This window comes from Lacinutrix sp., from assembly GCF_029238095.1.
In the GTDB taxonomy this organism is placed as follows: Bacteria; Bacteroidota; Bacteroidia; order Flavobacteriales; family Flavobacteriaceae; genus Lacinutrix.
Window position 1 is genome coordinate 1 of record NZ_JAQWGS010000020.1, and the last position, 13,605, is coordinate 13,605.

Here is a 13,605-nt window from a genome sequence, read left to right on the forward strand (position 1 = left end):
AGGTCCTGTCGTCGTTCCAAAGTCTCCTCGAGATTTAGCCCAAACATGCTCCCTAGTCCAGCCATCTGCGTTATTATATTCTTGTGCAGCATTTATAGATATCCCTGAATAAATAAGAATCACATTATCTGAATTATTAGGATCTCTATCAGTCTCTTTTAAAATGTCCCAAACATCTATACTTGAACTTGTATAACTAAATTCAGTATGATTATCAATAATCTGATTTAATGCATATTTCAAATCACCATCAGCTAAGCCCAGAGCAGAATCATAATATCCAGTTGGTATCTGTGCAGATAGTATTAATGAAGGTAAGAAAATTATTAAAGAAATATATTTTAACACTATGCTCTTCATGAAATAAAAATTGGTCATTATTAGTTGTCAAAGATAAAAAAACATCTCTTACCATTAGAATTCGGGCTATATATACATTTAATGCAGCCAAGCTATAAAAGAAAACAACCTCAAAATCGATATAGGGGTGTTGTTTTAAGAATAATAGCTCAGGTTTTTTGGTGTTTTTTGGAGCTAAGAGTAATTTACCGTACAATAACCGTACAAATTTGTGAATAAAAAAACCTCAAATGTTTGATTATAAACATATTGAGGTTTTTATTTGTACTGAAGACGGGACTTGAACCCGTACGTCCTAATGGACATTGGATTTTAAGTCCAACGTGTCTACCAATTCCACCACTTCAGCATTGGAATATTTTAGTAAAATTCTCAGAGCGAAAGACGGGATTTGAACCCGCGACCTCCACCTTGGCAAGGTGATGCTCTACCCCTGAGCTACTTTCGCAGTCTTTTTAAATGAACATACAACATTACTATTGCGGATGCAAATTTAAGTCTTTTTTACAAATAGCAAAGTGTTTTTTAAAAAATAATTAAATATTTTTTAATACTTAGTTAGCCTTTATCAACATTCGTTTAATCTCGTTTAATTTCATAAGCGCCTCGACTGGTGTAAGTGTATCAATATCAGTTAATAGTATCTCATCTTTAATTTGAATTAATAATGGATCATCTAAATTGAAAAAGCTTAATTGAACTTCATCTTTAATAGATTTCACCTTATCTGTTAGTTCTTCACTTGAATGAGATTGCTCTAATTTCTTTAGTATCTTGTTTGCACGATGTAGAACTTGTTGTGGCATTCCTGCTAGTTTTGCAACATGTATTCCGAAACTATGTTCGCTTCCTCCTTTAACTAGTTTCCTTAAGAACAATACATTGTCTTTTAATTCTTTTACAGAAACATTAAAATTTTTAATTCGCGAAAATGTTTCTGTCATTTCGTTTAGCTCATGATAATGTGTTGCAAATAACGTTTTTGCTTTTACAGGATGCTCATGTAAATACTCGCTAATAGCCCAAGCTATTGAAATACCGTCATATGTGCTGGTTCCTCTTCCAATTTCGTCTAATAAAACTAGACTTCTTTCAGAAATATTATTAAGAATAGAAGCTGTTTCGTTCATTTCTACCATAAAAGTAGATTCTCCCATAGAAATATTATCGCTTGCGCCTACTCTAGTAAAAATTTTATCTACCAAACCAATTCGAGCACTCTTTGCAGGAACAAAACTTCCAATTTGCGCTAATAATACTATTAATGCTGTTTGACGTAATATTGCAGATTTTCCAGACATGTTTGGTCCAGTAATCATTATTATTTGTTGTGTTGTTCTGTCTAAAAAGACATCATTAGCAATATATGCTTCCCCAATTGGTAACTGCTTTTCTATAACTGGATGACGACCTTCTTTAATTTCTAAATCGTGAGAATCGTCTAGTGTTGGATATACATATTTATTTTCTTTAGCCAATTGTGCAAAACCACATAAACAATCTAACTGCGCAATTAAATAGGCGTTTTGTTGTACAGGTTTTATGTATTGATGCATCCAAGTGACTAAATCTGCAAACAATTTTTGCTCTATTGCTAGAATGCGCTCTTCTGCTCCTAATATTTTAGTTTCGTATTCTTTTAACTCCTCTGTAATGTAACGTTCTGCACTTACTAAGGTTTGTTTTCTAATCCATTCTTCTGGAACCTTATCTTTATGGGTATTCCTAACTTCAATATAATATCCGAAAACGTTATTTGATGCAATTTTAAGGGAGGTGATACCTGTTCTATCACTTTCTCTCTTAAGCATTTGATCTAGATAATTCTTACCAGAAGTTGAAAGCCCTCTTAGTTCATCTAATTCGGTAGAAAAACCTTCAGCAATTGTATTTCCTTTTAAAACATTAACAGGAGCATCTTCATTTAATGTTTGCTTTATTTTGTATCTTAACACATCACAACTTTGCAATGTATCACCAATAATTTTTAAAGATTCGTTATCGCTATTTGATGATAAAGATTTGATTGGATTAATGGTTTCTAAAGAGTTTTTGAGTTGGACAACTTCTCTAGGACTAACCTTACCTGTTGCTACTTTTGAAATTAAGCGTTCTATATCTCCAATACTTTTTATATAGTCTTGAATTTTTTGATGAACAATTTTATTGTTTTTAAAAAAAGATACCACCTCATGACGCTGTTTTATTTTTTTAGCGTTTTTTAATGGCAAGGCTAACCAACGCTTTAACAATCGTCCTCCCATTGCTGAATTGGTTTTATCGATGACACTAAGTAAGGTAACTGCGTTATTATTTGTTGAATTGTAGAGTTCTAAATTTCTAATAGTAAAACGATCCATCCACACATATTCATCTTCAGCTATTCTTGAAACAGAAGTGATATGTTGTAGTTTATTATGCTGTGTTTCTGCCAAATAATGGAGTATAGAACCTGAAGCAATGATACCTTCATTTAAATCTTCTATTCCAAAACCTTTTAATGATTTTGTTTTAAAATGCTTTAGAAGTGTTTCGTTTGTGTAATCTATTTGGTATACCCAATCTTCCAAATTAAAAGTATGAAAATCACTACCAAAACTTTCTTTAAAATGTGTTCGCTTTTGTTTAGAGACTAAAACTTCGCTTGGACTAAAATTTTGAAGTAGTTTGTCTATATATTCTTGATTGCCTTGACTGGTAAGGAATTCTCCAGTAGAAATATCTAAAAACGAGATTCCAATATTAGTTTTACCAAAATAGACAGAGCATAGAAAGTTATTAGATTTGGATTGCAACACCTCATCATTTAAAGCAACTCCTGGAGTAACAAGTTCAGTAACACCACGCTTTACAATGTTCTTGGTTTGTTTTGGATCTTCTAGCTGATCGCAAATAGCTACTCGTTCTCCTGCCTTAACTAGTTTAGGTAAATACGTGTTTATAGAATGATGAGGAAAACCTGCAAGTTCAATTTCACTTTCGCTTCCTGCGCCTCTTTTGGTTAAGGTTATTCCTAAAATTCCTGCTGCTTTTATGGCATCGGTTCCAAAAGTTTCATAAAAATCACCAACACGAAATAATAATAAAGCATCTGGGTATTTTGCTTTTATGGCATTATACTGTCTCATTAAAGGTGTTACTTTTTTTGCCAAAGGAATGTGCTTTTTTATTGTTTTTCTTGTTGAAATGCAAGATTGCTAAAGTAGTATTATTTTGATTTTTTTGAAAGAGAACACATAGAAGATGTTTAAAATAAAAACAACTCACTTATTTTGAGTTATAAAATTGCTTTAAAATTTATTGTAACAAACAAGTTTTATTACATTTGTTACATATAAAACACATCACCATGAAAAAAATAATTTTATTATGCAGTTTTGCAGTTTTAGGCATTATAACTTCAGGAACTGCACAAAATGACACTAAGGTTATAGCTTCTGAAATCTCTGAAACAGAAAATGGAGCTAAAATTGAATTTGAATCTGAAACAATAGACTATGGAACTATAGATCACAATGCAGATGGATATAGGGAGTTTATTTTTACTAATACTGGAAACTCGCCTTTAGTTATTACAAATGCAAAAGGATCTTGTGGATGTACAGTACCTACTTGGCCTAGAGAGCCAATTGCGGCTGGTGAGTCTTCTAAAATTAAAGTGAAGTATGCAACCAATAGGGTTGGTGCTTTTTCTAAAAGCATTACACTGACCTCTAATGCTATGAATGCACCCAAAAAAGTCATTAAAATAAAAGGAAAGGTTAATCCAGATTCTTCAACTAAAACTGAAAACAAAACTGAGGTAAAATCTTAAGTTTATTTTTTAAATATATTTTAAACTTCCTTTAAATAAAGGAAGTTTTTTTTTGAATATTTTTGTGCTATGCGAAAACTTAAAAATAGTGAACTTGCCAGACTAAGCATTGATGGTTTTAAGCAGGCCAACAAAACACCTATTATTATTATTTTAGACAATATTAGAAGTCTAAACAATGTTGGTTCTGTGTTTAGAACAAGTGATGCTTTTTTAATCGAAAAAATTTACCTCTGTGGTATAACAGCTAAACCTCCACATAAAGATATACACAAAACCGCTTTAGGCAGTACAGAAACTGTTGATTGGGAATACGAAGAAAACACCTTAAATTTAGTAAAAAAACTAAAAGCCGATGGCTATAGAGTTGCAAGTATTGAACAAGCAGAGCGTGCGACAATGTTAAATGCATTTAAGGTTGAATCAAAATCAAAATACGCTATTATTTTTGGAAACGAAGTAAAAGGCGTGACACAGGATGTAGTAAGCGCAAGCGATTTTGTGATAGAAATCCCTCAATTTGGAACCAAACATTCACTAAACATTGCTGTAAGTTGTGGTGTTGTTGTTTGGGATTTGTTTTCTAAACTTAATGCAATAAAATCTTAATTTATTATGAAATTTAAATCTCTACTTTTTGTTATTCTGGTTGCAACTTTATCTGGTTGCGCAAAAGATAAAAACAAACTAACTGATGCTGATAAAACTTTTTTAAATAAAACCGTAGACTCCATATTTGAGCTTGACCAAAGTGTTAGACTTCATTTTAATGTTATAGATAAAAAGTTCGGAGTCAATAGAGGTACTTTTGGTAAATCTGAAGAGTTTAAAAGGCAATACTTAGACTCTTTAACTTATCCTTTGTATCAAAAATCTGTAGATAGTATTTGGAGTATTTTAAAAGTAAATGATAGTTTAAATACCAAATTATTAATTGATATCACAAAAGACTATGGTTTTCCAAACAACAAAAGATTGGGTGTACCAAGATCTAAGGCCTATATTATTTTTACACATGCTCCTAATTTTTATTTCAAGGAAGTAAGAGAATTAGTTGAAAAAGAATACAATGCTGGTAGAATTATAGAATTTAAAAAAGAATATATTTTGTGGCATGTAAACGGTAGAAAAGGTGTTCCACCAATGGCTGGAACAAAAGGTGAGGCTATATGGCCGAAGCCTTTGGATCGTGAGAACAGATAGCATCCAAAATAAATAAATAATCTTCACGGCTTTTTACAAAGTCGCGATTTGAGATATCGATTATTTTAACATTAAGTTCGGTTTGATTTTTTAGAAATTCTAAATAGCCTGAATTTATTTTATTAAGATACTCGCTATCTATATTTTGTTCGTAAGCTCTACCACGTTTCTTTATGTTTTCTTGAAGACGTTCTGTATTTTGATAGAGATAGACATACAGTTCTGGCTTTGCAATATCTTTATACATTAAGTAAAATAATTTCCTGTAGAGTTTAAACTCGTCTTGATGTAGTGTGATTTTAGAGAATATTAAAGACTTATAAATGTCGTAATCGCTAACAATAAAATCTTTAAATAAATCGAGTTGTGATAAATCGTCACTAATTTGCTGGTAACGGTCTGCTAGAAAAGACATTTCTAAAGTAAAAGCATAACGCTGCGCATCTTTATAAAATTTGGGTAAAAATGGATTATCTGCAAAACGTTCTAAAATAAGTTTTGCATTAAAATCTTGAGCAATTTTTGTAGCCAAACTTGTTTTTCCAGCGCCTATATTACCTTCAATGGCTATATAATTATACCCTGAAAAATCGTGTTGCTTACTTGGGTTTTTTAACCAAATATTTATAGGTTCTAAAACACTTTCATCTTCGCACTCTTGTAATAATACAGAAATTTCTTTTTCTAAAACTGGATGTTTAAACTTGGAAGCTATATGGTATAAAGGCTCTAAAACAAACCTACGTTTTTGCAACTCTGGATGAGGCACTTTTAGTGTTTTTGTGTTTATTATTTCTTCATCTATAAACAAAATATCTAAATCTATAGTTCTAGACTGGTAACCTTTAGCTTTTGTTCTAGTACGACCCAAACTTGTCTCTATAGCTAATAGCTTTTTTAAAATTACATTGGGTTTCAAATAGCTTTCAACTAACAAGCAAGCATTGTAAAAATCATCAGCTTCAAAACCCAAAGATGGTGTTTTAAACACTTTAGATATTATTTTGATAGTACCAACTTTTAAATGCACAGCATCTACAGCAGCTTGCAAATTCTTAAATTTGTCGCCTTTATTACTTCCTATTGATATGTAAACTTTTTGTAAATTCATCTTTAAACTAGAAAGCAAAATAACTAAAACTTAATGGTTTCCTTTATATTTACTGTAAGAATTTATTAACGATTTCTTTTTAACCTTTTACAATTCTCTTGTACCGCACACAGTATACTAAAATAAACATTTCATGACTCTTAAAAACAAACTAAAAGCTCAACGTATATACTTTTTACTAGGTGCTTTATTTATTACCTCTTTGGTAGTTTCTAATTTAATTTTTCAAAAGTTTTTCTATTGGTATCCATTAAACATTAGCGTCTTTGGGTTTAGTTTATTCGAAATTTCCGTTGGTATTTTACCGTATCCAATAACTTTTCTTATTACCGATTTAATTAGTGAAATCTACGGTAAAAAACGCGCTAACGATATTGTTATTGCTGGTATTTTTGCTTCTTTTTTTTCGTTGTTAATTATTTATGTGGCAGATGCTGTACCTGCAATAAAAAGCTCTCCTCTTTCAAACGAGACGTTTAATAAGGTCTTTGGCGCTTCATCTATAGCTGTTTTTGCAAGTATGACTGCTTATCTATTTGCTCAATTTATAGACATTCAAATTTATCATTTCTGGAAACGCTTAACTAAAGGCAAACATTTGTGGTTACGGAATAATTTTTCGACTTGGTTTTCGCAATTTATAGATACTTTTTCTGTTTTATTTTTACTCTGTTCTTTTAATATTATAGATTGGAGTAGTTTTAAAGGATTGTTAATAAGCGGTTTTCTTTTTAAAGTATTAGTCGCTTTATTAGACACTCCTTTTTTATATTTGGGCGTTTTTATTTTTAGAAAAACATTCCGTCTAAAAATAAATGAAGAAATACAACTCTTATAAAAAGTGCTAAATTTTTATTAAAAACTTTATATCTACATCTAATTACTTAGATTAAACGTATATATGATATTAAACTAAATAAAGACTTCCGCTTTCTCGGAAAATAAAGATGAAAAAAATATTAAAAATCACAGGTATTACTTTGTTAACTGTAATTATCCTTTTATTGATTGCTCCTTTTATTTTTCAAAATCAAATAAAAAATATGGTGCGTAACTTTATTAATAATAACGTTAATGCAAATGTTGAATTTGCAGATGTAAGTCTAAGCTTTTTAAGCAGTTTTCCGCAAACTAATGTTACTATCGATGCTCTTAAAATTACTAATTTTGAACCTTTTAAGGACGAAACATTAGCAATCGTAAAAACGATGTCTTTTAATATGTCTATAAAAGAACTGTTTAAAAAAGCAGACGAAGGTCCAATAGTTATTAATTCCATTTACATAAATGAAGCACTAGTAAACTTAAAAATAAACAGCTTTGGAGATGCTAACTATAATATTACTAAAGCACAAAATAAGACACCATCAACTACTAATGAAGGTGAAGGTTTTACTTTAAATATTAAAGATTATTCGATTACTAAAAGTGCATTTACTTATTTAGATGAAGCTTCTAATACTAAATTTCATATTACAGAATTAGACCATTCTGGAAATGGAACGTTTTCTGAAAGCATCTCAGAATTAAAAACAAAAAGTGAAGCTAATGTTACTTTTAGCATAGACAGTACAGAATATTTAAGTAATAATAAAATAAAATTAGACGCCTTAATAGATCTTGATTTAGAACACAGCAAATACACTTTTAAAGAAAATAAAGGTTTTATAAATGAATTGCCAATAGAATTTACAGGTTTTGTACAGCTAATAGAAAACGGCCAAGATATTGATATCACTTTTGAAAATCCTGATTCGGATTTTAAATATTTTTTAGCTGTAATTCCGAAAACTTATTCTAAAAATATAAGTGATGTAGAAACCAGCGGAAACTTTAAAGTTAATGGTAAAATTAAAGGTCAAGTAACCGATGAAACCATTCCTACTTTAGATATTAATATCACATCAAACAATGCTTCGTTTAAATATCCAGAGTTACCAAAACGTGTAGAAAATATAAGCATTAATGCTGCAATAATAAACACAACTGGTAATGTTGATGATACTTATATAGATTTAAAAACATTTAATTTTAAAATAGATCAGGACGAATTTAAATCTTCAGCCTTAATAAAAAACTTAACCAAAAACATGCTTGTAAACGCTAATGTTGATGGTGTTTTAAATTTAGAAAACATAACAAAAGCATATCCTGTAACTTTAGAAAATGAGCTACAAGGTATTATAAAAGCAAAATTAAACACAAGTTTCGATATGAATGCTATCGAAACTAATGCCTACGAACGCATAAAAAATACTGGTAATGTAAGTGTTACTAACTTTGTTTTCTCTTCTGTAGATATTGTGAATCCTCTAAATATTTCTCAAGCAAACATTACCTTTAAGCCTGGACTTGTTACTTTAGAAAACTTTAAAGCAAAAACTGGAAACACAGATTTGGATGCCACTGGAACCATTAATAATTTATTAGGTTTTCTATTAAGCGATAAAAAATTAAAAGGTAATTTTAATGTCGCATCTAATACTTTTTTAGTGAGTGATTTCATGGTAGAAGGCGGAAGCGACAGACCAGTAAACCAAAGTACAGAACCAAACGACGCGCTTAAAATTCCAGCCTTTTTAGATTGTACCATTACAGCAAATGCAAAAACTGTAGTTTACGATAATTTAACGCTTACCAATGTAAAAGGAAAGCTAGTTATAAATGATGAAAAAGCAAATTTACAAAATGTAACTTCTGATTTGTTTGGCGGAACACTTAACATGTCTGGTCTGGTAGATACTAAAAGTAAAACACCTACTTTTAATATGGATCTTGGGATGACAAATTTTGATATTTCTCAATCGTTTACAGATCTAGATATGCTTCAAAACTTAGCTCCAATTGCAAAGGCTTTACAAGGAAAATTAAATAGTGCCATATCTATAAACGGAACGCTAGGAGACGACTTTACACCTATTATGAATTCTATTTCTGGTGGTGCTTTAGCCGAATTATTAACCACTAAAGTAGAGCCTAAAAATGCTGCCTTATTTGATGCTTTAAGTAGCAAAATAAACTTTATAGATTTCGATAAGTTAGATTTAAAAGACTTAAAAACAGCCTTAAAATTTGAAAATGGTCGCGTAAATATTGCACCTTTCGATTTAAAATATAAAGATATAGGCATTACAGTTGCAGGTGCTCATGGTTTCGATAAGTCTATGGACTATAATGTGGTTTTTAATGTACCTGCAAAATACTTAGGTGGAGATGTAAATAGGCTTATTGGAAAAATAAACGATAACGACGTTAATAAAATAAGCATTCCTGTGACGGCAAATTTAACTGGTTCTTTTACAAGCCCAAGTGTAAAAACAGATTTAACAAGTGGTGTTAAAAAACTTACAGCTCAACTTATTGAAATTGAAAAACAAAAATTATTAAACACAGGAAAAGACAAAATTAAAGACCTTTTAGGAATTAACAGTAGCAACCAAACCGCAAACGACAGTACAACAACACAAACCAATACACCTGTAAAAGATGTAATAAATGGTATTATATCTGGAGGAAACTCTCAAAACCCAAACACACCAACAGATTCCACAAAACAACAAGGTAATATTGTAAAAGATGTTTTAGGTATTTTTGGAAAAAAGAAGAAGAAATAAATTATTACTAAATAAAATTGCAAAAATTATGTAAGTCTATTGTGTAAATTAAAACTTAAACTTATATTTGCAACCTGAATTTTAAGAATACACATAATACATAGATATGTTAAGAATAGAGATTAAAGACGGAGAAAATATAGAAAGAGCTTTAAAACGTTACAAAAGAAAACACCGTAACATTAAAGTAATGCAGAACTTAAGAGAAAACCAATTCTTTACTAAGCCTTCTGTAACACGCAGACGTCAAATTCAAAAAGCTTCTTACATCCAAGGATTAAGAGACGCAGAAAACGTATAATACTTACGTTTTCTCCTATACTATACAAACCTTGCATTCTTTGAATGCGAGGTTTTTTTGGTTAGTACCCAACATATTAAAGATTGATATGAAAAAGTTAATAGCTATATTTTTACTTACGTCCTTATTTTTAAGTTGCAAAACTAATAACAGTAAAAACCGATTAGAAGTAACTCAAGATTTAACATCCTATACATTTCAAGTTAAAGTTGATAACAATGAAGATTTGGAGATATTTGAAGATGGAATTATTCCATGGATTTCAATAAAAAATCCTAAATCTGAATTAAAGAATTTAATTGGAAAAGATAACATTCTTTTCAAGGCCAATGTTGTTACTTTAATTATTGATTACCCATTAACTCATCCTACAAGCATAGATTTAAGACCAAAAAGTTCAAAAGGATTCACTCGTGAAGATTTAGTAATGCAAATTAGTGCAGAATATAATAGAATATATAAAGAGGAAGAAGAAACTGCAATAAATAAAACCATTCCAATTGAAGACCGCAAAAGTTTAATTAACAGGAATACAACAGACGGGAAATATGGTATTTGCGGACACGATATTGACGATTTAGACTTATCAGAAGTTGTAATTAGGATTTCGGAAAAAGGAGAATTAATATTGGAATTAATAATTGAATCTTAATACTAAATAACAAGTAGATTGTTTTTTTAATTTTTAGAGTAGATATCTTGTAACAGATGTAAATAATTAAAATTACAGAAAGTAATTAAACAATCTCAATACTAACCACTTTACCTTCATTGCCTCTCACATTACAAACAGTATCGTCTTCAAAAATAAGATACTGTCCTTTGATGCCTTTTAAAACACCTTGATAACTAACAGCTTTTTCAATATTTAAACTTTTGGGTTTTTTAGGATAAGACAATACTGGAAACTCTAATTGCGTTTCAGTATTGTTTTCAATATAATATTCTCTAGCTTCAGCAGGAATATATTGTTTTAGTTGATCTCTCCATTCTACCAGATTCTCATCTTCAATTTCGTTTTTAAGCATGGTTCGCCAATTGGTTTTATCTGCTACATAATCTTTTAATGCCACTTCAGTAATACCTGCGAGATAACGGTTTGGTACCTCAACAATCTCAATAGCTTCGTGAGCACCTTGATCAATCCAACGTGTTGGCACTTGCGTTTTTCTAGTAACTCCAACTTTTACATTACTAGAATTTGCGAGATACACAATATGTGGTTGTAATTGCACTTTCTTTTCGTAATCTAAATCGCGATCTTCTTTATCTAAATGTGCAGTACTTAATTCTGGACGCATAATCCAATCTCCTGCTTGAGGCATATCGAAAAAACAACTTTTACAAAAGCCTTGTCTAAAAATAGGCTTGTTTAAACTACAGTTTAAACATTGGTGCTTAACAAATTTAAGTTTCAAAGTTTTGTTTAGCAATTGATTCATATTAATAAAATCATGTTCGAAAACTAAATAATACTGGATTGGGCTAGAAAACTCTGTTGTCATTTTTGTTAGCACGCCTTGGTAAGTCATAAAAAAAAGTCTTATTTTTAGTCACTAAATATACCAAAAAAATATGCCAATCCCTCTAGTAAATTCTATTGCTTCATGGTTTTTAAAGAAACGATTTCATCAAATTGATTTGTTTTTAAAATACCCAAACGAAGTACAAGAAGAACTGCTTTTTAATTTAATTGAAAAAGCTAAAAGCACTGAAATTGGTAAACTTTACGATTTTTCTTCTATTAAAACTTACGAAGAATTTGCCAGTAGAATTCCAGTAAAAAACTACGAAGGCTATCGAAATTTAATAGAGCGTTCTCGATTAGGGGAAAACAATATTTTCTGGCCTACACCTATAAAATGGTTTGCAAAATCAAGTGGCACAACAAGTACAAAAAGTAAATTTATTCCAGTAAGTATGGATTCTCTAGAGGATTGCCATTATGCAGCAAGTAAAGATTTACTTTGTATGTATTTAAACAATAACGAAAATTCTTCCCTTTTTACAGGCAAGAGTTTGCGTTTAGGAGGCAGTAAAGAATTGTATAGAGAAAACGGAACTGCTTTTGGTGATTTAAGTGCTATATTAATAGACAATATGCCTTTTTGGGCAGAGTTTAGTAGCACGCCTAGTAATAAAGTCTCTTTAATGAGCGATTGGGAAACCAAAATGGATGCTATTGTTAACGAGACCATAAATGAAAACGTAACGAGTCTTGCTGGTGTTCCTTCTTGGATGCTTGTGTTACTAAATAATGTTTTAGATAAAACCGAAAAAACGTCGCTATTCGACATATGGCCAAACTTAGAAGTTTACTTTCATGGAGGTGTTAGTTTTAATCCTTATTTAGCGCAATACCAGAAAATTTTACCCAAAAAGGATTTTAAGTATTATGAAATTTATAATGCTTCGGAAGGTTTTTTTGCTATACAAGACAAAAACCATTCTAGCGAACTATTACTCATGCTTGATTATGGTATTTACTACGAGTTTATTCCAATGGAAACTCATGGTACACCTAACCAACGTGTAATACCATTAAGTGAAGTAGAGAAAGGCAAAAATTACGCTGTTATTATTACTACTAATGCTGGATTATGGCGCTATAAAATTGGTGATACTGTTAGGTTTACCTCAATTTCGCCTTACAGAATTAAAGTTTCCGGACGCACAAAGCACCATATTAATGTGTTTGGTGAAGAGCTTATTATTGAAAATGCAGAAAATGCTTTAAAAAAGGTATGTAAAAAAACCAAGAGTGAAATTGTAGATTATACTGCTGCTCCAGTATTTATGGAAGGCAAAGAAAAAGGTGCTCACGAGTGGCTAATAGAGTTTAAAACACCTCCCATAGACATTGATTATTTTAACGAATTGTTTGACAATGCCTTAAAAGCCTTAAATTCTGATTACGAAGCCAAACGCTATAATAACATGACTTTAAATAAACCCAAAATAAATGTTGCTAGAGAAAAGTTATTTTATGATTGGTTAAAACAAAACAACAAACTTGGTGGACAACACAAAGTGCCTAGATTATCGAACACTCGAGATTATATGGAGGAGTTGCTAAAGTTGAATGCTTAGCTTATATAATTTGATTTAAAAAATAAAAAACCTACTCAATTAAAAGTAGGCTTTTGTGTGTTATTATTTTATTTTTGAGATTCTTCACTATCGTTCAGAATGACAAAACAAA

At 30.6% G+C, this 13,605-nt stretch carries 11 protein-coding genes, 2 tRNA genes and 1 pseudogene; 8 read left to right on the forward strand and 6 right to left on the reverse strand.

Annotated elements, in window-relative coordinates; genetic code table 11:
* The 4 genes and pseudogenes from P8H50_RS05100 to mutS all read right to left on the reverse strand — a co-directional run.
* Positions 1–360 (reverse strand): annotated as a pseudogene (locus P8H50_RS05100) (hypothetical protein); the annotation flags it as partial.
* Positions 361–625: 265 nt separating this feature from the next.
* Positions 626–709 (reverse strand) — tRNA-Leu (locus tag P8H50_RS05105).
* A 27-nt stretch (positions 710–736) separates the two neighbouring features.
* A tRNA-Gly gene (locus P8H50_RS05110) sits at positions 737–808 on the reverse strand.
* 106 nt (positions 809–914) lie between these two features.
* A complete protein-coding gene (gene mutS / locus P8H50_RS05115) occupies positions 915–3,488 on the reverse strand; it encodes a DNA mismatch repair protein MutS (protein WP_300206346.1) in 2,574 nt (857 codons plus the stop codon).
* 221 nt (positions 3,489–3,709) lie between these two features.
* Here mutS and P8H50_RS05120 point away from each other — a divergent pair, with 221 nt between their 5' ends.
* The 3 genes from P8H50_RS05120 (at position 3,710) to P8H50_RS05130 (ending at position 5,377) form a co-directional block, all read left to right on the forward strand.
* Positions 3,710–4,174, forward strand: a complete 465-nt coding sequence (locus tag P8H50_RS05120) for a DUF1573 domain-containing protein (protein WP_300206277.1) — start codon at positions 3,710–3,712, stop codon at positions 4,172–4,174.
* Between the two features lie 69 nt (positions 4,175–4,243).
* Positions 4,244–4,783: an RNA methyltransferase gene (locus tag P8H50_RS05125; protein WP_300206279.1), complete on the forward strand. Its 540-nt coding sequence runs from the start codon at positions 4,244–4,246 to the stop codon at positions 4,781–4,783.
* Between the two features lie 6 nt (positions 4,784–4,789).
* A complete protein-coding gene (locus P8H50_RS05130; protein WP_300206281.1) occupies positions 4,790–5,377 on the forward strand; it encodes a hypothetical protein in 588 nt (195 codons plus the stop codon).
* On the opposite strand, the gene folK is transcribed toward P8H50_RS05130, so the two are convergent.
* Complete coding sequence (gene folK / locus P8H50_RS05135; protein WP_300206283.1) at positions 5,340–6,488, reverse strand: 2-amino-4-hydroxy-6-hydroxymethyldihydropteridine diphosphokinase; 1,149 nt, start codon at positions 6,486–6,488, stop codon at positions 5,340–5,342. The two genes, P8H50_RS05130 and folK, sit on opposite strands and share 38 nt — an antisense overlap.
* A gap of 133 nt (positions 6,489–6,621) precedes the next feature.
* On the opposite strand from folK, the gene P8H50_RS05140 reads away from it, so the two are divergent.
* From P8H50_RS05140 to P8H50_RS05155, 4 genes are all read left to right on the forward strand, one after another.
* On the forward strand, positions 6,622–7,326 hold the full coding sequence (locus P8H50_RS05140; RefSeq protein WP_300206285.1) for a queuosine precursor transporter: 705 nt from the start codon (positions 6,622–6,624) through the stop codon (positions 7,324–7,326).
* A gap of 109 nt (positions 7,327–7,435) precedes the next feature.
* A complete protein-coding gene (locus P8H50_RS05145) occupies positions 7,436–10,102 on the forward strand; it encodes an AsmA-like C-terminal region-containing protein (RefSeq protein ID WP_300206287.1) in 2,667 nt (888 codons plus the stop codon).
* A 106-nt stretch (positions 10,103–10,208) separates the two neighbouring features.
* Positions 10,209–10,403 carry a 30S ribosomal protein S21 gene (gene rpsU, locus P8H50_RS05150; RefSeq protein ID WP_044399960.1) on the forward strand — a complete coding sequence of 65 codons (195 nt, stop codon included), beginning with the start codon at positions 10,209–10,211 and terminating at the stop codon, positions 10,401–10,403.
* A gap of 40 nt (positions 10,404–10,443) precedes the next feature.
* Positions 10,444–11,055, forward strand: coding sequence for a hypothetical protein (locus P8H50_RS05155; RefSeq protein WP_300206293.1), 612 nt, complete (start codon positions 10,444–10,446; stop codon positions 11,053–11,055).
* A gap of 85 nt (positions 11,056–11,140) precedes the next feature.
* Here P8H50_RS05155 and P8H50_RS05160 read toward each other — a convergent pair whose 3' ends face one another.
* On the reverse strand, positions 11,141–11,935 hold the full coding sequence (locus P8H50_RS05160) for a DUF2797 domain-containing protein (RefSeq protein ID WP_300206295.1): 795 nt from the start codon (positions 11,933–11,935) through the stop codon (positions 11,141–11,143).
* Positions 11,936–11,978: 43 nt separating this feature from the next.
* On the opposite strand from P8H50_RS05160, the gene P8H50_RS05165 reads away from it, so the two are divergent.
* Positions 11,979–13,493: a GH3 auxin-responsive promoter family protein gene (locus P8H50_RS05165; protein ID WP_300206297.1), complete on the forward strand. Its 1,515-nt coding sequence runs from the start codon at positions 11,979–11,981 to the stop codon at positions 13,491–13,493.
* Positions 13,494–13,605 lie beyond the last annotated feature (112 nt).